The organism is Agrobacterium vitis (assembly GCF_013426735.1).
GTDB lineage: Bacteria > Pseudomonadota > Alphaproteobacteria > Rhizobiales > Rhizobiaceae > Allorhizobium > Allorhizobium vitis_D.
Window position 1 is genome coordinate 873405 of sequence record NZ_AP023272.1, and the last position, 25155, is coordinate 898559.

Consider the following 25155-nt stretch of genomic DNA (forward strand, 5'->3'; position numbering starts at 1 on the left):
CTTCCATACGTATGGCGGTTAACAACGAACGAGGTGATTCGTGACGTATTCCGCTCAATATCTAAATGCTTCCGAGGCAGCGAGCCGACTTGGCGTATCGATGAAGGCCCTGAGGCTCTACGAGCAGAAAGGGTTGATAACGCCGGTTCGCACCACTGCGGGATGGAGGACTTATGGTCTTGCCGAAATGGCCCGCGCCACGGACATCATTGCCCTGCGAGATCTGGGCCTCAGTCTTGCAGAGGTCAAGCGCGTGCTGGAAGGGGACCCGCAATGCCTCGAACCGGCTTTCGCGCGGCATCAGTCCGCGCTTGAACGGACCATCCGGCAGACGGCGCAAGCCCTGGAGAAAATCCGGGCGCTGCGCCAGGATATAGCTGCCGGGACTGTCCCGTCATTCACCGATCTGGTGGGCCTGTCTCGTCGCAGTGGCGACGTTCGGCTTGCCCTGGATCTTCCTTGGCCGTGGGGCGGAGAACGCTTCGAGCTGCTGGATATTCGTCCAATCAATTATATTGTCGGTCCACTCGGATGCGGCAAGACCAGGCTTGCCCATGCCATCGCCGCCGCTTTGCCCGATGCAGCATTTCTTGGTCTGGACCGGCTTGAGGACAAGGGCAGTGCGGCAAAGGCGCGTCTTGATGCCGATCTCTGTTTAAGGGAAAGCATTGAGCGGGCCTTGGCTTGGCTCATGGAGGAAGGGGCTGTTCCTTCTGATGCCTTGACGGCCCTTTTGGTCGGGCTGGAAGCTCAGGGTCCCGCCTGCCTGGTTATCGACATGGTGGAGGATGACCTGGATCGCGCCACGCAGGAGGCGTTGACCGGTTACCTGCGCCATCACTGCTCCCAATCACGCCCGCTGTTTCTCATGACCCGATCGGCGTCAATCCTGGAGCTGGATGCGGTGACGGGGGACGAAGCCATCATTTTTTGCCCGGCGAACCACAGCCCGCCAAGCGTAGTCGCGCCTTATCCCGGTGCGCCCGGCTATGAGGCCCTTTCCACATGTCTTGCCTCACCGGAGGTTCGGGCGCGCAGCCGGGGTGTCGTTGCCTTCAGGCCTCATTCGTAAATACTGCTGATTTGGCGAAGTGCCATTCGCCTGTGCATCCGTGCGCAGGCGAGACCTGCGATTGCAGGGTGACATCCCGCTTGTATTTGCGGTATCGGATAGAGACAGTGTGGCATTGTTTTCTCAGGCATTGCCCGCACGGTCTTTCAGACGTTTCGACGCGCAATCTCAGGATCTATTTCCATGAAACCCATTTTCGTTCAGCTGCAATGTGTTCCCGGCAAGACCTATGAGGTGGCCGATGCGATCTATAAGGCGGAGATCGTCTCAGAACTTTATTCCACCTCGGGCGAATATGATCTGCTGATGAAGGTCTATATCGAGGATGGGCAGGACGTCGGCAAATTCGTCAATGAGCAGATTTCGGCCGTACCCGGCGTGGTCCGTTCGCTGACGACAATGACGTTTACCGCTTTCTAGAGTTTATCAGGGAAAGCGGAACCCGATTTTACCGAAAAGCCCGATTTTACCGAAAAGATGGACTCTCCTTAAAGTCATCAGGCGAAGCCTGTTACCAGCCTTCGGTTAGGACCTTGTCCAGCATGGCGACGAAGAAGCTGGCGCTTTCATAGGTCAGGCAGAGCGGCGGCTTGATCTTCAGGACGTTGAGATGGTCGCCGGTCGGCTGCATGATGATGCCGAGGTCGAGCAGCCGTTCGCAGATGGCGGCGGTTTCTTGGGCCGCCGGTTCCAGCGTCTGGCGGTTGCGGACCAGTTCGAGGCCAAGATAAAGCCCCATGCCGTGCACGGCACCGGCCAGGGGATGGACGGCAACCAGATCCTCCAGTTTTTCACGCAGGAAATCGCCGACATCGCGGGCATTGTCCTGCAAGTTTTCGTCGCGCATGATGTCCAGCACCGTCATGCCGATCACTGAACTGACCGGGCTTCCACCGGAGGACGAGAAGAAATAACCGTCCTGCTCGAAGGTATCGGCAATCGCCTTTGTGGTGATAACGGCGCCGAGCGGCTGACCATTGCCCATGCCCTTGGCGATGGTGATGATATCAGGGATGACGCCCTGCTGCTCGAAACCCCAGAAATGATGGCCGAGACGGCCATAGCCGACCTGAACTTCATCGGCGATGCACAGCCCGCCACGCGCCCGGATCAAGGGATAGACGCCCTGGAGATAGCCGGGCGGCAAGGCGATGCCACCGGCATTGCCAAACAGGCTTTCGGCGATAAAACCGGCGAGGCCCGTACCGGCGGCATCGATTTCTTCCAGCGTTTTTTCCACCTCAGCGATATAGGCGGCAGCGCTATCCGGCCCTCTATGCGGGCCGCGATAGCTGTTGGGGGCGGTGAGGGGCCATACCCAGTCCGGGCGGGTTTCCAGGGCGCGCGGATTATCGGCAATCGAGGTGGAGACCGCGTCGCTCGCCATGGTCCAGCCGTGATAGGCCTCCTTCAGGCTGACCATGTTGCGTTTGCCGCTGGCCGCCCAGGCAAGCCGGATGGCGAGGTCCACGGCTTCCGAGCCGCTATTGACCAGAAAAACTGTGTCCAGTCCTTCCGGCGCAAGGCTCGCCAACCGCTCAGAAAATTCCGCGACGGCGCGGTAATGAAAGCGGGAATTGGTGTTGAGACGCGACCACTGCGTCCAGGCGGCATGGGCAAGACGGGGATGACCATGGCCAACGGTGGCGACATTGTTGACCATGTCCAGATAGGCGCGGCCCGCCATGTCGAACAGATGTTCGCCAAAACCACGCTCGATCTGTGGGGGATGGGCATAATAGTGCTTTTGCGGGCTGGCAAAATGCTGGTTACGGGTCGCAAGCAGGGCTTCGCTGCCTGGCAGTGGCGCATCCAGATCGACGCCGAACAAGGCGGCGGGCGACAGGCAGACGCGCCGCCAGGCATAGGCGTGATCGGGTCTGGCAAACAGCGGCGGCACGAGGTCAGGATCGCGGCAAAGCTGCAATCGCAGCCCGCCCACGGACCCTTCCGCGCCGGCAATCCGGCCAAGGGGCGTTCCCGCCTGCAATTCCGTACCGTCTTCAAACTGGCATTCCAGCCCATGGATATGCAGGGCCAGATCCTGAGCCATCAAAATGAAGTGCTGGCTGGTGCGCTTTAGCACGCAATCGAAGGGAACCACGGCCTCGGTTCCGGCTGGCAAGCAGGCATCGACATGTAGCGCAAAGGTTGCTGGCATGCGCGGCGACAAAAGCCTGGTATAGGACAGGCGGCATTCACCGTAGCGGGTCGCGGCAACGCCGGTATCGGCGGCGGCCTTGGCCAGCAGCTTCCAGTCGATCTGGGCATCCGCCCAGTCGTCCTCGATCAGCGCGGGGCTGAGAGTGGACAGGTCGGTCAGATGCACGCTGAGCGGATCGATGCCGGGCAGAAGCCGGCCAAGCACCGGGCGCTCTTCCGGTGGTTCCTGGCCAAGCGTGGCAAAGATCGCTGCTTCCATGACCGAGAAGGGCAGGGAGGTGGCGAGGGTGAAAATTTCCCGTTCATGTTCCAGATTGCCGGAGACATAATCATTGTCGGGATCGATCGACAATTGCTGTTCGCTGCTGGCCACCAGCACGGCGGCGCGCGCGACGATAAGAGGCCAAAGGGCTTTGATCTCGGCTTCATTCAACGGATAAAGCGCGTGAAAAGCCTGGATGACTGGCAGCACGCCGAAGGGATCACCATCGGACTGGTGCAAGAGCGCCGCACATGTCACGGCAAGGTCGCCCACCAGCCAGCCTGTCACCAGATCACCGAAATCGATCACGGCTTGTGGCAGAAGCCGACCGGCGGCATCGGGCGCGCCCATGATGTTGTCACCGGTCAAATCGTGATGCACGGCCTGAAGGCGCAGCTCGCCCAGCAGCGGATTGATATGACGCATGGTGACGATCATTGCCTTGGCAACATCGTCACGGCGTTTGGGCTCGCTGACGGAGGCCAGCAGATGCAAGGTGACCGGTCCGGCACGCCGCAGATCCCATTGCAGGTCACGGTCCAGGCCGGGATGGTCGAAATCGGCCAGCGCCAACGCCATGCGGGCGCAAAAGCTGCCGATGGCGCTCATGGTCGCAGGTGCAAGATAGCTTCGCTGGCTCAGGGATTCGCCGTCGATATAGGTCAGCAGGCGGGCGTAATAGCTTTCCTCACTGAGGGTCACGGCCACGATCTCTTCTCCACTGAGGGAGGGGACCGGTTGCGGGGCTATCGGGGCATCGGGGATTTGTGCCAGATGCCGCAAGGCCGCATTCTGGGCTTCCAGTTCGATGCTCGCATACTCCTGGCGGCAGATTTTCAGCACGAAGCGGCGGTCGCCGGTATCCACGCGGAAATTGCGGTCCTGTTGGGAACCCAGCTCCTTGACGGTGCCTTCAAGGCCATACTGCTCTTTCAGCAGGGTCACTGCCGCCTCAAGCGTCACGTGAGGCCGCGCAAGCCCGGTGCGCTGAAAGAGAAGGGTGTTTGGCATGGACTGCCTCCTGCAGAATCAATCGGCTGAGAGCTGGGCCTGTCCGGTCTGAACTCCGGTCCGACCTGCATCATGCAAGCTCAGGTCTGTCTTCTTTTGGTTTCTCGCGTTGGAAAGCCGATAACCATGTTTCCTGACAAACTCTAGCAGAGAGAATCCGCGCGTCTATCGCCCATCTATAAAATAACATGGGGAACAAACGTTTGAGGTGTGGAAAGAGCGGGTTTCGCTTGTGAAGAGGTCCTGCTCGATCCTTGATGGCTGGCCTTGATGCCTGTCTATCCCATGCGTTCTGATGCATAGGAGCCGGGGCTGGCCGGAAAAACCACGCTCTTGTTGCCGTTGATGAAGGTGCGATGATGGATATGGGCATGGATGGCGCGGGCGAGAACCTGGCTTTCCACATCGCGGCCGATCGACACGTAATCCTCGGCGTTCTGGGCATGGGTGACGCGCGCGACATCCTGCTCGATGATCGGGCCTTCGTCGAGATCGGCGGTGACATAGTGCGCGGTGGCCCCGATCAGCTTCACGCCGCGCTCGAAGGCCTGCTTGTAAGGATTGGCACCCTTGAAGCTCGGCAGGAAGGAATGGTGGATGTTGATGATCTTGCCCGACATCTTCTGGCACATCGCGTCGGAGAGGACCTGCATATAACGGGCCAGCACGATCAGTTCGGTACCGGTCTGCTGCACAAGCTCCATCAGCTGGGCTTCGGCCTGCGGCTTGTTGTCCTTCGTCACCTTGATGTGATGGAAGGGAATATCGTGATTGACCACGACCTTCTGGTAGTCGAAATGGTTGGAGACCACGCCGACGATATCGATCGGCAGGGCGCCGATTTTCCAGCGATACAGCAGGTCGTTCAGGCAATGGCCGAAGCGTGACACCATCAGCAGAACCTTGACCCGCTCTGTCGAATCGTAAAGCCCGATCTCCATCTGGAAATTATCGACAATGGGTGCAAGGCCTGCCTCGATCTTTTCGCGGCTTGCCCCCTGTTCGGAAATAAAGCTGACGCGCATGAAAAAACGGTCGGTATCGAGATCGTCGAATTGCGAGCTGTCGACGATATTGCATCCCATTTCCGCCAGATACCCGGAAAGGGCCGCGACAATGCCGCGCTTGGATGGACACGATACCGTCAGAACATAACTCGTCATCTCGTCTTCCTCTGATGTGGCCGGTTTGTACGGCCTCTTTCCGTTAAAGCGTCTTCCGCCTGAAGAAGCGGGTTGTTAGCCTTCTGATTTATGATGCATAATCCATTGTCAATCCCGATCAATTCAGGGGGCTTGGCCCCGATCTAGTAAACTATTTTTCTTTTAAGGAAAAGTGTCGAAGAGCCATGAGAATGAAACTGCCGGGTTTGCGGGGCAAAAGGTGGTCCGATTGCGTCTTCATGCGCCGCATTGTGTCGCAACATTATGGTAGGACGCCGAATGACAGCGCAAATAAGTCCAGTCGCTGTTTGCCAGCACAATAGCTGCCTGCGTGACAGAACGAAAAACGAGGATAAGCAAATGGCAGTGATGACGACAGACAGATGTGAGAGCGTGTTGAAAAGGACCATAACCATGTCTGTGGCTCTCACGCTTTCGGTGGCACCGGTCATCATCGGACAAGCGTGGGCCGGTCAGGCCTGCATGCGAGGGGTCAATCTTTCTGGCGCGGAATTCGGTGAGATTGGCGGCGCCCCGGACAGGGCCTATACCTATCCCAGTGCCAAGACCATTGGCTATTTTGCCGAGAAAGGCTTCAATTCTGTAAGGCTTCCCTTCAAGTGGGAACGCCTGCAACCCAAACTCAAGAGTGCTTTCGACGCTGACGAGCTGAAACGACTTGATACAGCCGTTGCACAGCTGAAGGCGGCGCATGTGCGGGTGGTGCTTGATCCTCATAATTTCGCGGTCTATCATCAAAAGCAGATCAATAGTCCGGATGTGCCTGTCGATGCCTTCGCGGATTTGTGGATGCGGCTGGCCGCTCACTATGCCAATGACCAGACCATCGTCTTCGGCTTGATGAATGAGCCCTATGATATGCCTGCCAGCCAATGGCTTCCGGCTGCGAATGCCGCCATTGCCGCCATTCGTCAAGTTGGGGCGAAAAACCTTATTCTCGTGCCGGGCGTGTCCTGGACAGGTGCCCATAGCTGGCAAAGCGACGGCTATGGCGGCGCCAATGGCGAGGTCATGCTGGGCGTGAAGGACCCCGGCAATAATTATGCCTATGAGGTTCACCAGTATTTCGACGCGGATTTTTCCGGCACCAAGGACGAATGCAGCCGGGCAGGCGACGCGGTGGCCGCCATAGAGACCTTCACGGATTGGCTGCGCAAGAATGACAAGCGTGGCTATCTCGGCGAATTCGGCGCGCCGGGCGCAGAACCCTGTGTCAAGGGTATCAAGGACATGGTTGGTGTGGTGGAGAAGAACCCGGATCGCTGGGTCGGTTGGGCCTATTGGGTGGCCGGTGACTGGTGGCCGGAAACCGAAATGCTCAACATCCAGCCCGGCAAGTCCGGTGACAGGCCGCAACTGGCCGGCCTGACCCCTTATCTTCGCGATTTCTCCGCTGCGTCTGCGGATTGCCCGTCCTTGCGGTCCCGATAGGCCAAAATTTTACTCCAGTCTACCGCATCGGCAGTGCCGATCAGGAACCACATCAGGGCGGCAGTCTTGATCGAATAGAAGGAATTGCTGATCAACATCAGCAAGAGAAGATAGATCACCATCATGCCCCGGAAGGCCCAGGCCCTGGGGTCTTTCATCGGTGAGAGCACGAAAGCCGCCCAGAGCCCGACAAAGCCGAACAGGCCGAAATTGGTCAGCGTGTAGGAAATACCGGAATCGGCGGTAAAGGCATCGGTGGTCTTTGCGCCGAGAACCACCTGGAAATCCAGGCTGTTGAGAATGCCTGCCGTCACTTTCAACCGGCCTGACAGATCGTTGGCACCGCCTTCGGCGCCGACGATTAGCCCATAGGCGGCAATCACGGCCAACAGCAGGAATGGGGCGACCAGCCAGACAGTTTTCGGAATGAACCTGTACAGCGGCATAAGCAGGGTAATGGCGACGCAGGTGAAGAAGCCGAAGCGTGCATCGGCCAGAACAATGCTGGTCATGGCCAGCGCCATGACGATCAGCCGCCATGGCATGGCGGGTCGAAACAGCGCCCAGGCATAGAGGATGACACCAAAATTGCCGGCTGAGACCGGTTCCAGAAACACCGAGGACACCCGATGCTGGCCGAGAAAGGGCAGGAGGGTTCGCGGTTCGGGTCGCAGCCCGGAAATGAACAGACCCCGTGTCTGGCCGAAGCTTTCCTGAAGCGTCACGGTGCCGCGGGCGATGTAATAGCCGAGCACATTGAAATAATCGAGATAGCTTTCAAGCGCCAGATATTCGTAAAGCGCCACGGTGAGCACGATCAGGCCACAGGCGATCACCAGCCGGTCCGCCAGCCCGGCATGGGCAACCCTGCGGCCCATGAAATAGAACCCGACCGGGATGAAGATGTCACGCAGTGCTTTCGGGTCCAGCGCGCCGCGCAAGGCAAAGATCATCAGCATGTAGCTGACGAACAGCAGCAGGGTGAGGTAGAGGCCAGGCCGCCGGTCGACCGCCAGCAGAAAGGCAGCGCTCAGCATGGTCATTTCCCCCAGCATGACATGGGTGTCGCTGACGGGCATGATCCGGGTGTTGACGAAGCAAAGAAACAGATTGAGCACCAGCCCGCCGATGACAGCGAAAGAGGCAATCGCCGAGATGAGCCATTCGGGAAGAAACGCCTGATGTTGCGCCTCATCCTCGGTCAGGGATCGGTCGCTGGTGCCGGTCGGCCCGGTTTGCGCCGTCACCGTCATCCGGCGGTCTCGAGCACGATACGACCCACGACCCGTTCTGCGTCTTCGCCCAGCCGTGTCAGCAGGTCATTCAGGGCGGCGGCCTCGTCTTGCGCCGTGGTCAAAACCAGAATGACATCGGCCTCGGCGGCAAGGGCAGTAAGATGCTGCTCGCCACCAGCACCGCTGGCGTTGGTTCCTGTGCTGTTGGCATTGATCCCGGCGCCGCAGGCATTGATTAATGTGAAATCGGTTTCCGCCTGAAGGCTTTGCTCGACAAATCGCGAATAGGTCGGGCGACCGGAGGAGGCCGATGCTCCCGCTGCTGGCCGCGCTGGCTGGTTATGGGGCAGGGCGAGACGCTCGTAGCGCAGAATGTGCGAGAGAGGTGCGTCTTCGAGATCGGGCTGCTGCAATGCCTGGGCAAGGCTTGGCCGGGCATTGGTTTTTCTCTGCGAGCGGATCGCTAAGCGGTGGTCCAGCATGGCACCATTGGCCAGCAGCACACCGCGATCCCGATCAACCAGCTTCTGTGCTACATCGCCAATAAAGGCGCTTGCCACCGGCCTGCCGGCTGCAACGAAGAGAACAGTCAGATCAGCATAGCCTTCACCGCATTCAATCAGAAAACCGGCTGTGCTGGCGACCGCATGGGACCAGGCGCCGCCTGCCGCCGGTTGTGATGCGGTTGCCGGGTTGGATGCGGGAACAAGAGGCGAGACCAGCCGGTGGCCAAAGGCGGTGATAAAGCTGAACGGATTGCGGGATCTACGCTTTTTCGGCTCCGTTGCATCAGCAATCAGAGCGATATGTCGTGCTGGCGCAACTGGCGGCACTGATGGCGCTTCAGCTTTGGTCGGATGAGGGGCGGCGTCGGCGGGCGCGATGCGGTCTTGGTGAGGGGCGTCGATCTCCTTGCGTGACAGGAGTTCCAGCACCACCGCCAGCGTGCTGCCGAAGGCCAGACCAAACAGGATGGCGGCGGCAAGGATCATCACTTTGAGGGTCGTGACCGATTTTGCTGTCGCCACGGCCTCGGTGATAACGCGGGAATTGTTGATGGAGATCGTTTGTTCCTGGCTCAGTTCCTCGGCGCGGTTGAGGAAGGCCTTGTAAATGGTGCGGATGGCTTCGGCTTCGCTTTCCAGCTGGCGCAGGGTGATCTGGCGCGCGCCGCTGTCGAAACTGGTTTTCGTCAGGCTTTGCAGCTGGGTTTCCAGCGCCTTGCGGTTGGCAACCGCCCGGTCATAGCTGAGCTTCATCGACTGGCGTACGCGGTCAAGCTCCTGCTGGATCGCCTGGCGCATGCTGGCCACCTGCGAATTGATCGCCTTCAACTGCGGATGGTTGCCGCCGAGATTGGCTGAGGCTTCGGCCTGGCGGTCCTGTAGCTGGACATAGCGGTCGCGCAGCAGCCCGACCGTGGTGGATTGCACCGCTTCTGGAATATTGCCGTTTTCAACGGCAGCGACCGTGAGATTGCGGGTCTGCTGGTAAATGGCCTGTTGCTGTTCTTCCGCGCCGCGCGCTGCGATCAATTGCTGGTTCAGCCCGGCCAATTGCTGGTCGATCACCAGTCCGGTGACGCCGGTGCTGGCCAGACCGTTGGCGGAGCGGAATTCCTCGACCGCCCTTTCGGCCTTCAGCACTCGATCACGCAATTCACTGGCCTGGGCCTGGAAGGCGGCGCTGGCCCGGCGCGCTGCATCGGAGCGGGCTTCGTCCAGCTGTTTCAGGTAGACGGTGGCAATCATATTAGCAATGTCAGCGGCTGTTTTGGCGATGCGGTGCTCGACGGTGATCGACATGATGAAAGACTGGCCTTCGCGCTCGACTTTCACATGCCGGACCAGCCCGCCGATGGTGGCAGCCATGACCTCAGCGGGGGATATGGCGCTGCTTGGCTTTCCCGCATAGAGATAGGGGTCTTTCGTCAGGTCGAGCCGGTTGACCACTTCCCCTAGCACGGCGCTCGACAGGACAACGTAGATCTGGCTGTCGAGGCTGGCCGGGTCGCTTTGTACGGCGGCTGTCGGCTGTCGGCTGTCGCTACTGGTGGCAGACAGGCCGCGCGGATCGAGCAGGATCTGGGTGGACGATACATAGACAGGCTTCAGGCTGAGCGCATAGAGAAGCGCCAGACCGGCAAACAGCGCGGCAAAAAACGCCAGGTAATACCAGCGCCGTCGCAAGATCCCGGGGATTTGAAAAATGTCGATGTCCATTTTCATGTCCAGGACCGGAAAACTCCAGCCGGTTGTCCTTCTGAGGGCATTGTCATACCGTTGCTCCGAGGCGGAAAGTCCGCTGGCGAACCGCTAAAATGGCAGGCCATGGTTAATGATACCTAACAATTTGGCCTGTTAATCACGATTCTTTACCGCGTTTGTGCAAGGATAGGACATTTATGCACAAGTTGCTTTACCAATGTTTCAAGGCATTCTAACCAAACGATCAGGAAATTGAGGTTCTTTCCGTTTAAACCCGGGGGTATTGGCATGATCATCGGCGCAAGGCGAGCGGTAAGGGAGGATAAATCCTCATCCGCACCTTTGATCGTCCAGGTGGTGCGGCAATATCCGCCGGGCCGGGGTGGATTGGAAGATGTGGTCTCCAGCCTGAGCCGGGAACTGTTGCAACGCGGGTTCCGGGTGCGGGTCGTGACGCTCGACCGGCTGTTTTCCGATCCCGGCAAAACCCTGCCAGCCCGCGAAGTGATTGATGGCGTCGAAGTGGTGCGCGTCCCCTATCGCGGCAGCAGCCGTTATCCGCTGGCGTTTTCTGCCTTTCGCCATATCCGCGATGCGGACCTTGTGCATGTGCATGGGGTGGATTTCTTTTTCGATGCGCTGGCGCTTGGCCGGTTTTTGCATGGCGCGCCGATGGTCGCCACCACGCATGGCGGTTTTTTTCACACCCGTAAATTCGCCGCGATCAAGCGGATGTGGTTCAGCAGCCTGACCCGGTTGTCGGCGAGCGCGTATCGGTCGGTGGTCTGCTGTAGCGCCTCGGATCTGGCCTTGTTTAGGGTCATTCAGCCCAGGCATTCGGTGTTGATTGAAAATGGCGTCGATACCAGCAAGTTTTCCGGACTGGCCTCGCGCCAGCCGGTGAAACGGATCGTCACGATTGGCCGTTTCTCGGTGAACAAGCGGCTTGATCATTTGTTGCAAGCCATGGCCGTGCTGGTGAAGCGCGATCCGCAGTGGCGGCTCGATATTGCCGGCTCGCCATCGGATCTGTCCGCGCAGGATGTCAGCGCGCTCATCGACGCCAATGGTCTGGCTGATCATGTCGGCCTACATCTGCAACCCGACAATCGCATTCTGGGCGAGTTGATGTCCAAGGCATCAATCTTTGCCTCGGCATCCGATTATGAAGGTTTCGGCCTGGTGGCCGTGGAGGCAATGAGTGCCGGTCTGGTACCCGTCCTTCATGGAAACGATGCCTACCGGGCGCTCGCAGCCCAGCATTCCGGCATTGAGCTTGCCGATTTTGCCGATGCCGCGCGGGCGGCCACATCGATTGAAACGGCGTTCGCCCGGCTGGAAGCCGAGGGTGCCGATCTGCGCCACGCGCTTGCCGCTGATGTCAACCGCTATTCCTGGGAAGGGGTGGCGGAGCGTTACATTGCCCTTTACCGGCGCGCCCTGCCTGCCATTCATCGCTGCGGGCAAGAGGCTGCGGCATGAGCAATGCCCAGGTGATGAGTAATATTAAACCGCGCCGTCATGTTCTGATCGTGACCGGGCAGCATTTCGCCGATGCGCCGCGCAAGGTCGATCTGCATTTCATGGCGCACAGCCTGCTGTCGCGGGGCGACAGGGTGGATTTCCTGGTCTGGCGGCTGAGCCCGATCAGCCGGCTGCTGAAGGACGGGCGTTACGCCTTTGCTCGCACGCATCGCCTCAACCAATGGGAGGGTTTGAGCGAGGGATTGCGGCAATTCATCTGGTTTCAGCTTTTCCATCCCATGAACCTGAAGTTTTCCTGGCTCAACCGCCTCGCCGATCCGCTGTTTTCCCGTGTCGGTGCGTTTTTGCCCAAACCGGTTCGCGACGCGCTGTCTTCCTACACGCATATTCTGGTGGAAAGCGGTCCTTCGCCGCTGCTGGCCCCGGTGCTTGGCCAGCATGCGCCGAAGGCCCGGATCATCTATCATGCCGCCGACCGGCTCTCGACCATCGGCGTGCCGCCTGCCGTATACCGGACGCTTGAAAAGACCATCGGGCTTTATGATAGCATCCATGTGTTGGCGCAGGCACTGCTGGCGGATTTTCCCGCCGATGCGCCGCTGCTTTACCTGCCGCATGGCATTGATAAGGCGGCTTTCGATGCCGCCAAGCAACCCCCCTATCAGAGCGGTGCCTACCAAGGCAGCAAGCATGCCGTCAGCGTTGGCGACATGCTGTTTGATGCCGATGCCATCGATGTCATGGCCGCCGCCAACCCGGATTGGACCTTTCATCTGTTTGGGGCCAAGGCATTGCCGCGCCGGGTGCTGCCCAATATCGTCGCGCATGGCGAACAGGCATTCGAGCGGATCGTGCCGTTCATTAAATTCGCCGATCTCGGCATCGCGCCTTACCGGGATGGGGCAAGCGCCGATTATCTCAGCCAATCGAGCCTGAAGATGATCCAGTATAGCTATTGCCGCCTGCCGATTGTCGCGCCGCATTTTGCCGCCATCGGGCGGGGTCATGTCATGGGCTATGACCCCGCTGATCCGGCCTCGATCCGCGCGGCGTTTTCAGCCGCAGGAGCATTTGATCGTCAGACGATTGCAACGGATGGTGTTTTAAGCTGGGACGAGACGGTCGATGTCTTGTTTGCGGGGTGACGGAATGGATGGCGGCCTTGTGGACACGCAGAACGCCACGGACATGGTGAAGCAATGAGCAATGGAATAGTCGCAAATTCCGCGTTCAATGCGGCGGCAGGATTGACCCTGCTGGCGACGGGATTCATATGCTCGATCTTCACGGCACGGGTTCTTGGGCCGGAAGCCAATGGCATCATTGCCTTTTCCGTCTGGCTAGCCTCAACAGCGGCGCTGGTGGCCGAACTTGGCACCGGTGTGCTTTTATTGCGTCTTCTGCCGCAGTTGAAGGGGCAGGGCTATGGCGAAAGCGACCGTAAAGGTTTCGCCGCCTATCTGCTCTGGCCGGTGGTTGGCTCGACATTGCTGCTGCTGGCCCTCTATTTCCTGTTTTTCTGGGTGGCGGAGGCCAGGCATTGGGCAGAAACCGCGCCTGAAGTGCTGGTGGTGACGGCGCTGTTGTTTGCCACGCAGGCTATCGGGATGTTTGCCAAGAATTACCTGATCGGCGAACAGCGGGTGGATATTTTCTTCCGTATGACCTTGACGGCTGGGCTGCTGCAACTGGTCGGTGTCATCACGGGTACCTTGCTGTTCGGCGTGCCAGGTGCGCTGTTTGGCTATGTTCTGGCCTATATTTCCCAGTTTCTCTTCGCCGCCGCCCTACTACGCCACAAGGTGAAAAGCTGCGGCATCGGACTGAGTTACCTGCTTGGCTCCTCCTTCGTGCTCTCGCTGGAATTCATGGTGGATTCGATCTTCCTGAACCGGATCGAGCTGTTCTTCCTGCAACGCTATCAGGGCATTGAGACCGTCGGCTATTATTCCGTGGCCTTCTCGCTGACCAATATCGCCTTGCAGGTACCGATTCAGCTGTCCGGCAGTCTCGTGCCTTATTATGCCGAACATCTGCACCGCGCGCCCGGCGGACGGTTGCCTGTGGCGATGTTTGAAAGCGTGGTGCGAAGCCTGGCCTATTTCACGCTGCCGATGAGCCTGGGCCTGGCGGCGGTGTCGCACCGGTTGGTCACGCTGGTGTTTGGCGATGCCTTTGCCCCGAGCGCGCCGATGCTGACGCTGCTGGCGCTGTCTGTGCCGGTTGCCGTTGCCTGTCAGGTGGCGACACAATATCTGTTTGCCCTCGATAAAATCCGCCAAAGACTGTTTGTCGGGCTGGGCGGTGCGTTTATCATGCTGGTCGGGGATGTTTTGCTTGTGCCTTCCTATGGGGGAGAAGGTGCGGCTTTCGTGCGGATCGTGGTGTTCACAGCCATGAGCCTGGCGATGCTGCGCTGGATGCGGTTCGAAGGGTCATTGGCGCCGCTGGGGTTCAGTCTTTTCAAGGTTACCGTAGCCGCTGGCTGTTGTGCGGCAGCGGCTTTGGCGGTGCAGGATGTGGTGCCGGGTATCGGCGGCCTTGTCCTTGCGATCATCGGTGCCGTCAGCGTCTATTGTCTTGCGCTTCGGCTGTTGCGGGCCGTGCCGCAGGCGGATGTGTCGGTCATGGCAGGGCTGATTGCCCGTTTGCCAAAACGGCTGGCGGGGCCTTTGAATGTGTTTTTAACGTTGCTGACCGCGACACCCAGAAGGAGCTGAGGGGCTCTGCAGCGTTCCTTATGCTTCCGGTTGGAACATGGTCTGTTGGTGTTCTTTATATATGCTCAATAGTTTTCACCTTAAATCCATGGAGATTTAAGGAATTATGCAGTAGCCGTTTTTGAGAGAGTGCCGTGGGGCAAGGAAAGGGCAGGTTGATGGAAGCGATAACCGAGCGGGTTGGCCCGGCATCTGGCCAGCGGCTTCAGCCGCACCAGCATGCTGTGGCCCAGCCGGTCAGCTTTGCTGGCACCTTCGGGCTCTATCAGCCGGCGGAGGGTGCCAAACAGGGTGTGGTGCGCAAATGCGCGGTGCTGTTTCTTCAGCCCTGGGGCTTTGAGGAAATGTGTACGCACAAGCTGTTTCGCATCATTGCTGAAGAACTGGCATGTGAGGGCATCGCAAGTCTGCGTTTCGACTATCCCGGCACGGGCGATGCGCTGGATCCGCCGGACCGTAGTCTTGGCCTGTCGCTCTGGCAGGATACGATACGCTTGGCCCTTGACGTGCTTGCTCAAAAGACCGGCGGCCTGCCGGTGGTTTTGCTGGGACACGGGCTGGGCGCGTCGCTTGGCGTGGGCATGGCCGCTGAACTCGAGGGACTGGCGGGATTTGTCGCCATGGCGCCCGTGGCCTCCGGCCGCGCCTATCTGAGGGAATTGCAGTTCTGGGCGCGGGTCATCGATGACGGATTGGGTCTGGCCGAACATTTGCGCCTCAGCGGGATGACGGCCATTGCCGGACATGTGATGCCGGAGGCAAAGGCCTCGGCCTTGAAGAAAACTGATTTTTCCGCCGTGCAGCCGCATCGCTCCATTCCGCATCTGTTCGTCAACCGGGCGGATCGGCCCGGTGACGGGCAAATGGCAAAGCAGATTGAAGCGAAAGGCGCCCGCGTCGAGACCATCGATTATCCCGGCTATGATGCCATGGTCGGCAATCCTGCCATAGCCCGAATGCCCATGGTAGCGGCTGAACATGTCATCAGCTGGATCGTTCGCCGGGCAGCAGCGCTTGGCGAGCAGAAGCGTCCGTTGGCTATCGATCCTTCAGCAGTATCCGTACAGGACGAAGATCAGGCGCACCTGGATGGCGGGGATTTTCGCGAGACAGCCCTTCGGTTTGGCCGGGGCAAACGGCTTTACGGTATTTTGTGCGAGCCGACCGGTCCCCGCAGTGGCGCAAGCGTTCTGTTGCTCAACACTGCCTATGACCGCAGTGCGGGATGGGGACGCTCGGGTGTCGCCATGGCGCGCAAGCTTGCAGGCGAGGGTATCGCCTCCCTGCGCTTTGATGGAGCCAATGTTGGCGACAGCCCGCCGGTGCCGGGCCTGCCGGATCAGGTGCTTTACGCCGAAACCCAATATGACGATGTGGAAGCCGCGCTTGCCGTTCTCGAAGAGCGTTCACTGCTGCCCAGCGTGGTGGCCGGACGGTGCAGTGGTGGTTATCTCGGGTTTTCCTGCATGACCAAGGATCACCGCATTGCCGGAGCCTGCCTGGTCAATCCCTTCGTCTTCTATTGGGATAAGAGACGGCGGGTGGAAGACGGGCTAGCCGTGGTGCCGCGTTCGCTCGATACCTACAAGCATCGGCTGTTTCAGATGCAAACCTTGCGACGTCTCTGGCGGGGCAAGGTGGATGTGAAGAACGCGACCCGCAATTTCGCTCTGGTTGGCGTGCGTCGTGTGTTGAACCGCCTTGGCCTCGCCCAGGTCTTCAGCCGGGATGTCCGGCTGGAACATCGGGCCGTGCGCGTCGCCTTTGCCGCTCTGGCAAAGCGAAAAACACCGCTGGTGCTGCTCTATAGCGAGCAGGACGTTGGTCTTGACCATTTCTATCAGCATTTCGGCCCGCAGGGCCGCAAGCTGGAGCGCTATCCCAATGTCCGCACCGACATTCTGGCGGAGACGGATCATAATTTTTCTCCCGCCGCTGCCCAGCAGCGCTATTTCGAGGAAATCAAGGCGCTGGCACTGGCGGTCCAGGCGTCGAAATTGCCTGCCCAGCAGATTAAAGCCGCTGTATCCGCAGGCAAAGAACCCGTCTCAGAACCGGAAGCGTCGTAAGGCAGAGCCAGTCAGGATTTCGCCGCTGGGTTTCTCCGGTATTAGAAGCCTAATCCGGCGGGCAAAACCGGGCACCAGATGAAAGAAATCGTCGGTGCTGCGGCCGTCTTCCAGGGCGATATGGACCGATTGGGCCAGCCGGTCTGTTTCCAGCATCAGCCACCAGCCATCTTTTTCCTGCGAGAGTGTGGTGCGGATCTCTGCATCATGCATGGCCTGGGCGCGTCCCTGCGGGAAGTGAAAGGACTGGCTGACGATTTCGCCGCTTGCAGGCTCGCTCAGGGTCGCCACCGTGACGTCATGGGCGGGCGGCCCGAAGCGGAAGGCATAGGTCGTGTCGAAAAACGCTCCGAACACATCGGTGGCATGCAGTGTTATGCTGCTGCGCGGCGTCAAGGTGACGGCGCGCCTTGCTGCCACGACCGGCTGTTTACCGTCGCGCAGGCAGGTGAGATCCAAAGTCAGCGTCTGTTCCCGCACCGTGTCATTGCAAAGATGCACATCAAGCCCATTGGTGCCTTCGTCGGTCATGGTGATGCGGACGGGGTTGAAGGCGCGCCGCACTGCGTACCAGACGGGTTTCGGCGTACCGGTCGCATCCACCAGTCCCCAGCCGGGACCGATGGTCAGGTCCTGAAAAGTCCAGATCAGCGCGCCATTGCAGGATGAGCCGGGACGTCGCCATTCCGCATAGGTTTCCTCCAGCACCTCTCCGCTCACCGCTCGCGACAGATGCAGGTAACGCGCCGGATTTTCCCGGCGTAACCGGGCCGGATCGACATCGTAGAGCAGGGCGAGGTAGTGATCGCGAATATCCTCGAAATCCCAGGAGGCACCCCGGTCTCGCGGTACACGCGCCTTCCAGCGGGGATCATGAACCGCTGACACGGACAAATGCCTGTCCAGCGTCTGTTGCTGGGGGACCTGGGCAAAGGCCAGGCATTCGGCGGCAAAGCGGACATGGGCGCGGCGGGCATCCTCAAGCGGGCGGCAATAGGCACCAACGCCGTAATAATGGGTGATGCCGGTATCCGGGCTGAAGGGCATTGCGCCACCCATCGGCGAGTTTTCCACATAGGGCAGATGCGGTGCAAAGCGCGCGCAGAGCTGCGGCAGAAGGCTGGTGAAGACAGGGCCTTTCCAGCTGGTTTCCGGCAGGCCCAGCATGGCGCCCTGCTGATAGACTTCGCTGCCGCCGCACAGGATTGCCAGTGAGGGAGACGCCTGTACGGTGCTTAACAGCTGCCCCACTTCCCGGCGGATATGGTCGGAAAATGCCTCGTCGGCAGCGGGATAGTCGAAATTGGCCAGCATGATATCCTGCCAGACCATCAGCCCCAGCCGGTCGCAGAGCCTGAAGAAATCAGCACTTTCATAGGTCATGGTGCCGCCAATGCGGATCATGTTCATGCCGGAATCCACGGCCATGCTCAGCCAGGGCGCATAATCCTCGGCGGTGCCGGGCAGGCGGGTCAGGTCGGCATTGGTCCAGACGGCACCGCGGCAGAAGATTTTCACGCCATTGACGAAGATCGCGAAATCCTTGCCATCCGCGCCCCGGTCGATCCGGATGCGGCGAAAGCCGGTGAGGCCAAGCGAATGCGGTTTTCCATCCAGCGTCAGGCGAATATCATGCAGCACCGGTTCGCCATGGGTGCGCGGCCACCAGGGAACGACGGTGGGAAGACGAAGCTGGCCCGCGACATGGCCGTCGGCATCGGCTTTGAGGGCGAGCGTCTCGCCTGCGCATGTCACGGATATGGTTGATACCGCGCCTATCAATTGGAACGCAAAGTCAAGCAGGCCGGTGCCGTCTTCATCCAGATCGGAGTGCAGCGCGAGATCGGTGATGGTGCTTGCGCCCGGGCGGATCAGGCTGATTGGCCGATACGGCCCGACCGCATGAATATCAGGGCACCAGCCGGGCATATGGCCAAGGGCGGTTGTGCGCACCAGCCGCAGGCCCTGGTCGCTCATCATCTGCGGTCGCCAGCGGGCTCTTGGACCGCGCTTTTCCAGATGGGGTCTCAGGGCGCGAAAGCAGATCGACACGTCGTCCGAGCCGGTCAGGATCACATCGACATCATGGGCCTCGAACATGCTCTGCGATGGCAGGATCAGCCTGTCGTTCAAATAGACCTCGGAAATGGTCGCCAAGCCTTCGAAGCGCAGCACGGCCGGGCCGGGCTGTTCGCCGGTCAGGGGGCGGAGATACCAGATGTCCTTGCCATGCAGCGGGCTTGGATGATCCGGGTCGAACAGGCCCGCCTTGGTCAACGCCTCGGCGACGGTGCCGGGAACCGGGGCCTGAAGGCGGGCGCTGGGGCGGTGCAATGCTTTCGGGCTGTCATAGGTGCCTGGCTCGCAGACCAGCAAGGTCCAACCGGCTTCCAGCGGGCGGATGTCGGCATCGAGATAGGTGATCATCGGCACTGCGTCCCTCATAACGGCAAGATGGCGCCTGCATGACCAGATCTGGCCTTATACCCTCTTGTCGGCAAGCCCCGTCATCAGCCTGTCCCATGCGTCAATGGCGGGGTCAAGTGCTGCTTTCAGCGGATCGAATTTCTTGCGGGTGACGGCACGAGCCAGTTGGAACTGAACCGTTTTTGCCAGTTCCGAAATCCGCAATGCTTCGGCAATTTCGTTCGTATAGCGATCGTCTGCGGCGAGCCATTTCAGATGGCTGGCCAAAAGCTCGAAATTCGCCCCGAATTGCCGCAGCGTGTTGAAGGCATAGGTATGAAAATAGCCGAAGGGCCGCTCTGCGATGGCTTCCACCTGGGCCGGAAACACTTCTGCAAATCCGGCAAAGGGATTGCCTTTCGGGCGGCGGGCAAAGTGAAAGGCGAAAAGCCGCTTGGCAACGGCGCGCAGATGCGTTTCATCCCTCCGGGTTTCGGGGAATTTGGCAAATTCGGTGTAGGGCAGGAACGGCGCGGTCTCCGGTGTTGCTAATTGCCAAATTCCGTCAAAATCCTCAGCTTCCAGCCGGAAAAATCCGCCATTGTGGAAATAATCCATCGATCTGTTCGCGAGATCCAACCGGTTGATGCCGACGGTGGTCTTGCCATGGTGCTGGCGATAGCCGACGCCTGCCGTATCGGGCATGAAATAGCTGTCCATTTCGACAAGGCACAACCGGCCACGGCTGATCTGCTGGGCCACATGCGTCTCGGCCCGGTCGAAAATTGCCAGTTCCGTGACACGAATGCCGTAAAGCGCTTCGAGATCTTCCAGCGGCACCTTGAAGAAGGTGAACTGGTCGCCCTCGAAATCCTGGGTCAGGGTAAAGCCCAGCATGGCTTCCGGCGGCAGGCCCAGCACGGACAGGACCTCGATCCACAGATCGACATAGCAATTGGTTTCCGGCCACATACGCTCAGCCGAATGCAGCAGATGAGGTGTATAGCGGGCCGGATCGAGCGGCAGAACCGTGGTCATCGTCAGCCCCAGAGTGCGGTGCGCACCGATTGCGGCCAGGCCTTGACGTCCAGCCCGTGATGATGGAACAGCGCCAGCGCGATCCGCTCCAAACCAAAGCCGACGCAGGCGGTATGGGCAACCGAACCGTCTTCCAGATTCAGGCCCCATTTGCTGCCGAAAGCATCCTGATGATAGTTGAAGCTCATGCAGGCGGTGGGCTTGGCGACTGAGGTGATCGGGATCAGCAATTCGAATTTCAGGTTCTGGTCGCGCTGGTTATTGGCGAGCATCTTGCCAGCCCGCCCGAAGAAGGGATCGTTGGCAATGTCGATTTCGACCGGCAATGCCACCTCTTCCATCATCTTCAGGCCGCGATCCATCCAGGTCTGGCGGAAATCGGTGACATGGCTCTCTGAGCCCATGCAGACATATTCGCGCATGCGAAACAGCTGCTGGCGGGCCGGATCGGTGGAGGGTTCGTGGCGAAAACAATAGGATTGCAAGTCAAACAACGCGCCGGAGGCGGCAATCGGGCCACGCTTGGCAATGGTCGGATAAAGCGGATAGCAGGCGGCGGGCGTCAACACGATATCCGTTGCTTTCTGGTCCTTCGTCCAGTCCTCGTCGGCATCCATGCATTTCAGCAGGCTGACATGGTCGAGTTCATTGCCGCAGAAGCTGTGGACGGTGCCGGCCAGTTGCGGAAAGCTTTTCATATAGCCGCTGGTCTCGAAATAGGCCCGGTTCATGCCTGGCGGAAAGCGCAGAGCTTCGGCGCCATCCGCGCCACCGAACCGGTCGATCAACCGCTCGAAAGCGGCGATCACATCTTCAAACTGGCCGCTACGGCCATAAAGCCCGTCCACGCCAGTATCGATCAGCAGGCCGGCCTCGAACAGCCGGTCGAGAAAATTGATTTGACTATCCATTTGCTTACCCCAGCAGACGTGTGTCGAGTTTATGAACCAGCAACATATTGGAGGTGTTGCCAAGAATACGGTCATTGGAAATCATCAGCCGGGCCGAATGCGCGTCGCGCAGGTGGCGGCCAAGGCTGTAGGGCGTGCCATTCTTGTAGCCCATGATGCCGCAGATCAGCATGGCCTGGTTGATGATGTCGATGATCGTCTCGGACGAGGCAATCTTGACATTGTTCATCGTCACCGAAAAACCGAAGGACGACAGCTTGTCGCCATCGTATTTTGCCTCTTCATAGGCTTTCAGCGCGGCAACGACATTGGAGCGGACCAGTTGCAACTGATTGGCGGCTTGCGCCAGATGCAAGGCACCTGGCGGCATCTGACCCTGGCTCTTGCGAGCGGCGGCACGTACGAAACTCTGCGCTCTCGCCACAGCATCGACAGCAATGCCGTACCAGACGCCGCTCCACAGAATATGGGAGGCGGCCAGCATCGATTGGGCGGCAATGTCGGCGAAGGGCTTCGGCAGGATCTGGACGGCCGGCGCTTCGCCCTTGAACAGGAAGCCATCGGACCGGGTGCCGCGCATGCCGAGCGTGTCCCAGTCCACTGTCTTTTCCAGGCTATATTGGCCCTTGAGAAATACTGTCATCACCTGGTCGGACGGCGCGGCATCCTTATGAGCGCGCGAGGTGATCAGGATCGCATCGGCCTCTGCTCCATAGGAAATCACCGTGGCGTCTTTTTCCAGTCGGCAGGTGTCGCCGTCGATCTCGATGGCGCAGATGGAATTGCGCAGATTGCCGCCAATGCCGCCTTCAGTCGTGGCGGAGCCGAGCAGCAATTGCTCACCAGCGACCCGTGCCATGAAGCTGCGCTGCCAGGCATTGTCCTGGGCATGTTCCACGAGGCTGGAACATTTGATGTGATGCATGGCGAAAATCATCGCGCTGGAGGCGCAGGCCTGGCCAAGCGTGGTGCAGATCTCCGCAATTGCGGCAAATCCGGCATTTTCACCGCCAAGTTCTGCGGGGATCTGAATACCGAGCAGGCGCTCCGCCTTCAATGCATCTACGGTCTCGCGCGGAAACCGGCCCTGGAGATCGACATCCTCGGCATATTGTGCCGCAATGGCGGCAACGCGCGCCGCGCGGGCAGCGAGATCACCTTGGGGAGGCGATATTTCAAGGGCGTGAGTGGCCGGAACGGTCATCAGGCGACCTTCCGATCCTCCAGGATCTGGCGCACCGTGCGTTCGATGGCCTCGATGCTGGCAAAGGATTTGCGATTGAGCAAGTGGTCGGGAAATTCGATGTCGAAGGCTTCCTCGATACCAAGCATCAGTTGCACGGAAGCAAAGGAAGACAGTCCCAGTGCATAAAGATCGGCATCTGCCGCGATCTCTGTAACGGCACCCTGTAAGCCACCGACTTTGCCCAGAATAGTCCGAATGGTCTCGTTCATCTCAACCCTCATAGGAAATCTGTCTGATCAGGAGAATTGGAATAGATCAGAAATCGTAATATTAGGCTAATATGAATATTTCAATTCTTTTGACCCTGTCCGAAATTCTAACAGGATCGTTGAGATTTCAAAACTTTAAGGTTGCATCTTCTCGGCTTTTTTTGGGGCTATCTCATTTTTTATGAAGTTGTATTTTTATATTATATATACTTTTGATTGCGCAAATGATTTCTACCGATCACGATAAATGTGGTGATGTCCATGGAAGTCCGTGACCCGATAATGATCGCCTTCCTTGCTGATCTGGCTCGCATCGATCGGCGCCTTGCCGTGGCCGCCGGGAATATCCAGCACGTAAGTCGGCTGACAGAGACCGGACAGATGCCCGTGCAAGGCTGAGACGATGGCTTGGCCTTCTTCTATGCTGAGGCGAAAATGGCCGGTGCCGGGCGCCAGATCCGGGTGATGCAGGTAATAAGGCCGGATACGCATGTCGACAAAAGTGCGCATCAGGTCTGCCAGCACGCCAGCATCGTCATTGACACCTTTCAGCAGCACCGTTTGACTTAAAAGCGCAAAACCGGCTTGCAGAAGTTTCGCACTCGCCGCCCTGGCTTGCGGCGTCATCTCGCGCGGATGGTTGGCGTGAATGGCGATATAGGTGGTCTTGCCGCTTGCCTGCAAGGCATCGATCAGATCCTTGTCGATACGCGCCGGATCGGCGACAGGAACACGGCTGTGAAACCGGATGATCCGGACATGATCGATGGTGCCCAATTGCTGCAAGATCGACCGCAGCCGGCGTGGCGACAGAACCAGCGGGTCGCCGCCGGTAAAGATCACTTCCCAAATATCCTTTTGGTCACGGATATAGGCTATGGCCGCGTCCAGCGCCGGGCCTGAGAGCAGGCCATCACCGTCCGGTCCGACCATTTCGCGGCGAAAGCAGAAACGGCAATAGACCGGGCAGCTATGCACCACCTTCAACAGAACCCGGTCTGGATAGCGATGGACAATGCCCTCCACCGGGCTATGGGCATGGTCACCGATCGGATCGGCCCGCTCCACGGGTTGATGCACCAATTCGCCAGCCTGAGGTACGAATTGCGCGGCAATCGGGTCTGTGGGGTCGTTTGGGTCGATCAGCGCCAACATGGCGGGGGTAATGGCGATGGCGTAACGGGCAGCGACCGCGTCCAATTCCGGGCCGGTTTCGGCAGCAACAAGTCCGGTCTCGACCAGTTCTCTGACAGTTTTCACTGTTTTGACGGACGCGGTCACGGCTGCGGCTCCGCCACCGGCGTCCACAGCACTTGATCGATCCGTTGCGCGCCGGTCGCCAGAAGCACCAGCCGGTCGAAGCCGAGCGCAATGCCAGAGGCTTCGGGCATGATGGTCAGCGCTTCCAGAAAATCCTCGTCCAGCGGATAGGTCTCGCCATAGACCCGCTGCTTTTCCGTCATTTCCAGCCTGAAGCGACGGCGTTGTTCCTGCGGATCGGTCAGCTCGCCAAAGGCATTGGCCAGTTCGACACCGCAGGCATAAAGTTCAAACCGTTCGGCGACGCGCGGGTCGTCGGCCGCAGGCCGGGCAAGGGCGGCTTCCGCCACGGGATAGCGATCGAGAATGGTGGGCCGGCCAAAGCCCAGATTCGGTTCTACTTTTTCAACGATCACCCGGCTGAACAGATCGGCCCAGCCATCGTCTTCGGCGACGCGCATGCCCACCTGCCGTAGCTGTGCGGCCAGATGGTCGCGGTCGGTTTCGCCACCGGCAAACACGCTGCCCAGAAGATCGATGCCCGCATGGCGCGCGAAAGCATCTGCAACGCTGAGACGCTCAAACGGGGCAAAGGGATCGCAAACGCCGCCGCGGAAGGTAAATTGCCGGGTTCCGCTGGTTTCGGCGGCAAGCGCCAGGATGGCGGCGCAATCGGTCATCAGTCGCTCATAGGGCTCGCCTGAACGATACCATTCCAGCATGGTAAATTCCGGGTGGTGCAGGGGGCCGCGCTCCCGGTTGCGGTAGACATGGGCAAAGCAGGCAATGCGGGACTCGCCGGCGGCCAGCAGTTTCTTGCAGGCAAATTCCGGTGATGTATGCAGGTAAAGAGGATGCGATTGGCCATCATTGCCAATAGCGCTTGTTGCGAAGGCATGCAGATGCGCCTCATTGCCGGGCGACACCTGCAAGGCTGCCGTGTCGACCTCCAGGAAGTCGTTACGGTTGAAATAGAGCCGCAGGGCGGCCTGGATGGCATTGCGGCCAAGCAGAAAGGGGCGGCGGTCGGCATGGACCCTCGGTGTCCACCAAGGGGAGGCGGAGGGGCGCTTTTCGCTCATTCCAGTCATTGCACTCTTAATCTTTCGTCATTGGCCGGCAATTCGGCTGCAACACGGGCTGGCTATTTCGGCAAATTTGGGTTAGGTGCGCCCCATGCAACGTCACAGCATGTCAAAGGGGCGCTGGGTCGTCCTTTACGATGTGTGTTTGAGAGATACAAGGA

General features: G+C 59.4%; 18 protein-coding genes. 7 read left to right on the forward strand and 11 right to left on the reverse strand.

Going from position 1 to position 25155, the window contains the following annotated elements; genetic code table 11:
* Positions 1-40: 40 nt before the first annotated feature.
* Together H1Y61_RS04000 and H1Y61_RS04005 are read left to right on the forward strand one after the other, a co-directional pair.
* Entirely contained in the window at positions 41-1072 is a 1032-nt protein-coding gene (locus tag H1Y61_RS04000; protein ID WP_180573766.1) for a MerR family transcriptional regulator, read from the forward strand.
* Positions 1073-1255: 183 nt separating this feature from the next.
* Complete coding sequence (locus H1Y61_RS04005) at positions 1256-1492, forward strand: Lrp/AsnC ligand binding domain-containing protein (protein ID WP_012654268.1); 237 nt, start codon at positions 1256-1258, stop codon at positions 1490-1492.
* Positions 1493-1583: 91 nt separating this feature from the next.
* Here the strand turns inward: H1Y61_RS04005 and H1Y61_RS04010 are convergent, their stop codons facing one another.
* Together H1Y61_RS04010 and purU are read right to left on the reverse strand one after the other, a co-directional pair.
* The gene (locus tag H1Y61_RS04010; protein WP_180573767.1) at positions 1584-4508 is read right to left on the reverse strand and encodes an aminotransferase; all 2925 of its coding nucleotides are present in this window, start codon (positions 4506-4508) and stop codon (positions 1584-1586) included.
* A gap of 278 nt (positions 4509-4786) precedes the next feature.
* Positions 4787-5671: a formyltetrahydrofolate deformylase gene (gene purU / locus H1Y61_RS04015; RefSeq protein ID WP_012654270.1), complete on the reverse strand. Its 885-nt coding sequence runs from the start codon at positions 5669-5671 to the stop codon at positions 4787-4789.
* Between the two features lie 414 nt (positions 5672-6085).
* Between purU and H1Y61_RS04020 the strand changes: the two genes are divergently transcribed.
* Entirely contained in the window at positions 6086-7123 is a 1038-nt protein-coding gene (locus H1Y61_RS04020) for a glycoside hydrolase family 5 protein (protein ID WP_235680827.1), read from the forward strand.
* Here the strand turns inward: H1Y61_RS04020 and H1Y61_RS04025 are convergent.
* The gene (locus H1Y61_RS04025; protein WP_180573769.1) at positions 7066-8376 is read right to left on the reverse strand and encodes a UDP-phosphate alpha N-acetylglucosaminyltransferase; all 1311 of its coding nucleotides are present in this window, start codon (positions 8374-8376) and stop codon (positions 7066-7068) included. The genes H1Y61_RS04020 and H1Y61_RS04025 overlap by 58 nt on opposite strands.
* Positions 8373-10580: a GumC family protein gene (locus H1Y61_RS04030; protein ID WP_180573770.1), complete on the reverse strand. Its 2208-nt coding sequence runs from the start codon at positions 10578-10580 to the stop codon at positions 8373-8375. Before H1Y61_RS04030 ends, H1Y61_RS04025 begins: the two co-directional genes overlap by 4 nt.
* Before the next feature lie 273 nt (positions 10581-10853).
* Here H1Y61_RS04030 and H1Y61_RS04035 point away from each other — a divergent pair, with 273 nt between their 5' ends.
* From H1Y61_RS04035 to H1Y61_RS04050, 4 genes are all read left to right on the forward strand, one after another.
* Positions 10854-12047, forward strand: coding sequence for a glycosyltransferase family 4 protein (locus H1Y61_RS04035; protein ID WP_180573771.1), 1194 nt, complete (start codon positions 10854-10856; stop codon positions 12045-12047).
* Complete coding sequence (locus H1Y61_RS04040; RefSeq protein ID WP_180573772.1) at positions 12044-13195, forward strand: GumK N-terminal domain-containing glycosyltransferase; 1152 nt, start codon at positions 12044-12046, stop codon at positions 13193-13195. Before H1Y61_RS04035 ends, H1Y61_RS04040 begins: the two co-directional genes overlap by 4 nt.
* A 54-nt stretch (positions 13196-13249) precedes the next feature.
* Positions 13250-14770 (forward strand): lipopolysaccharide biosynthesis protein, encoded by a 1521-nt coding sequence (locus H1Y61_RS04045; protein ID WP_180573773.1) that lies wholly within the window; start codon positions 13250-13252, stop codon positions 14768-14770.
* A 158-nt stretch (positions 14771-14928) separates the two neighbouring features.
* On the forward strand, positions 14929-16839 hold the full coding sequence (locus tag H1Y61_RS04050; RefSeq protein ID WP_180573774.1) for an alpha/beta fold hydrolase: 1911 nt from the start codon (positions 14929-14931) through the stop codon (positions 16837-16839).
* On the opposite strand, the gene H1Y61_RS04055 is transcribed toward H1Y61_RS04050, so the two are convergent.
* From H1Y61_RS04055 to epmA, 7 genes are all read right to left on the reverse strand, one after another.
* Positions 16819-19266: a glycoside hydrolase family 2 protein gene (locus H1Y61_RS04055; RefSeq protein ID WP_180573775.1), complete on the reverse strand. Its 2448-nt coding sequence runs from the start codon at positions 19264-19266 to the stop codon at positions 16819-16821. The genes H1Y61_RS04050 and H1Y61_RS04055 overlap by 21 nt on opposite strands.
* A gap of 54 nt (positions 19267-19320) precedes the next feature.
* A complete protein-coding gene (locus H1Y61_RS04060; protein ID WP_180573776.1) occupies positions 19321-20283 on the reverse strand; it encodes a DUF1839 family protein in 963 nt (320 codons plus the stop codon).
* A gap of 2 nt (positions 20284-20285) precedes the next feature.
* Complete coding sequence (locus tag H1Y61_RS04065) at positions 20286-21194, reverse strand: amino acid--[acyl-carrier-protein] ligase (RefSeq protein ID WP_174113028.1); 909 nt, start codon at positions 21192-21194, stop codon at positions 20286-20288.
* A gap of 4 nt (positions 21195-21198) precedes the next feature.
* Complete coding sequence (locus tag H1Y61_RS04070; protein WP_180573777.1) at positions 21199-22398, reverse strand: acyl-CoA dehydrogenase family protein; 1200 nt, start codon at positions 22396-22398, stop codon at positions 21199-21201.
* The gene (locus H1Y61_RS04075; RefSeq protein WP_087730395.1) at positions 22398-22649 is read right to left on the reverse strand and encodes an acyl carrier protein; all 252 of its coding nucleotides are present in this window, start codon (positions 22647-22649) and stop codon (positions 22398-22400) included. Before H1Y61_RS04075 ends, H1Y61_RS04070 begins: the two co-directional genes overlap by 1 nt.
* 231 nt (positions 22650-22880) lie before the next feature.
* Positions 22881-23930, reverse strand: a complete 1050-nt coding sequence (locus H1Y61_RS04080; protein WP_180573778.1) for a lysine-2,3-aminomutase-like protein — start codon at positions 23928-23930, stop codon at positions 22881-22883.
* Complete coding sequence (epmA, locus tag H1Y61_RS04085; RefSeq protein WP_180573779.1) at positions 23927-25000, reverse strand: EF-P lysine aminoacylase EpmA; 1074 nt, start codon at positions 24998-25000, stop codon at positions 23927-23929. Before epmA ends, H1Y61_RS04080 begins: the two co-directional genes overlap by 4 nt.
* Positions 25001-25155: the final 155 nt, after the last annotated feature.

What these genes read in the sequence shown, in the direction of transcription:
- H1Y61_RS04005 (WP_012654268.1), top strand. Translation starts at nt 1,256, where the DNA reads ATGAAACCCATTTTCGTTCAGCTGCAATGTGTTCCCGGCAAGACCTAT.
- H1Y61_RS04010 (WP_180573767.1), bottom strand. Translation starts at nt 4,508, where the DNA reads ATGCCAAACACCCTTCTCTTTCAGCGCACCGGGCTTGCGCGGCCTCAC.
- purU (WP_012654270.1), bottom strand. Translation starts at nt 5,671, where the DNA reads ATGACGAGTTATGTTCTGACGGTATCGTGTCCATCCAAGCGCGGCATT.
- H1Y61_RS04020 (WP_235680827.1), top strand. Translation starts at nt 6,086, where the DNA reads ATGTCTGTGGCTCTCACGCTTTCGGTGGCACCGGTCATCATCGGACAA.
- H1Y61_RS04025 (WP_180573769.1), bottom strand. Translation starts at nt 8,376, where the DNA reads ATGACGGTGACGGCGCAAACCGGGCCGACCGGCACCAGCGACCGATCC.
- H1Y61_RS04030 (WP_180573770.1), bottom strand. Translation starts at nt 10,580, where the DNA reads ATGGACATCGACATTTTTCAAATCCCCGGGATCTTGCGACGGCGCTGG.
- H1Y61_RS04035 (WP_180573771.1), top strand. Translation starts at nt 10,854, where the DNA reads ATGATCATCGGCGCAAGGCGAGCGGTAAGGGAGGATAAATCCTCATCC.
- H1Y61_RS04040 (WP_180573772.1), top strand. Translation starts at nt 12,044, where the DNA reads ATGAGCAATGCCCAGGTGATGAGTAATATTAAACCGCGCCGTCATGTT.
- H1Y61_RS04045 (WP_180573773.1), top strand. Translation starts at nt 13,250, where the DNA reads ATGAGCAATGGAATAGTCGCAAATTCCGCGTTCAATGCGGCGGCAGGA.
- H1Y61_RS04050 (WP_180573774.1), top strand. Translation starts at nt 14,929, where the DNA reads ATGGAAGCGATAACCGAGCGGGTTGGCCCGGCATCTGGCCAGCGGCTT.
- H1Y61_RS04055 (WP_180573775.1), bottom strand. Translation starts at nt 19,266, where the DNA reads ATGATCACCTATCTCGATGCCGACATCCGCCCGCTGGAAGCCGGTTGG.
- H1Y61_RS04060 (WP_180573776.1), bottom strand. Translation starts at nt 20,283, where the DNA reads ATGACCACGGTTCTGCCGCTCGATCCGGCCCGCTATACACCTCATCTG.
- H1Y61_RS04065 (WP_174113028.1), bottom strand. Translation starts at nt 21,194, where the DNA reads ATGGATAGTCAAATCAATTTTCTCGACCGGCTGTTCGAGGCCGGCCTG.
- H1Y61_RS04070 (WP_180573777.1), bottom strand. Translation starts at nt 22,398, where the DNA reads ATGACCGTTCCGGCCACTCACGCCCTTGAAATATCGCCTCCCCAAGGT.
- H1Y61_RS04075 (WP_087730395.1), bottom strand. Translation starts at nt 22,649, where the DNA reads ATGAACGAGACCATTCGGACTATTCTGGGCAAAGTCGGTGGCTTACAG.
- epmA (WP_180573779.1), bottom strand. Translation starts at nt 25,000, where the DNA reads ATGACTGGAATGAGCGAAAAGCGCCCCTCCGCCTCCCCTTGGTGGACA.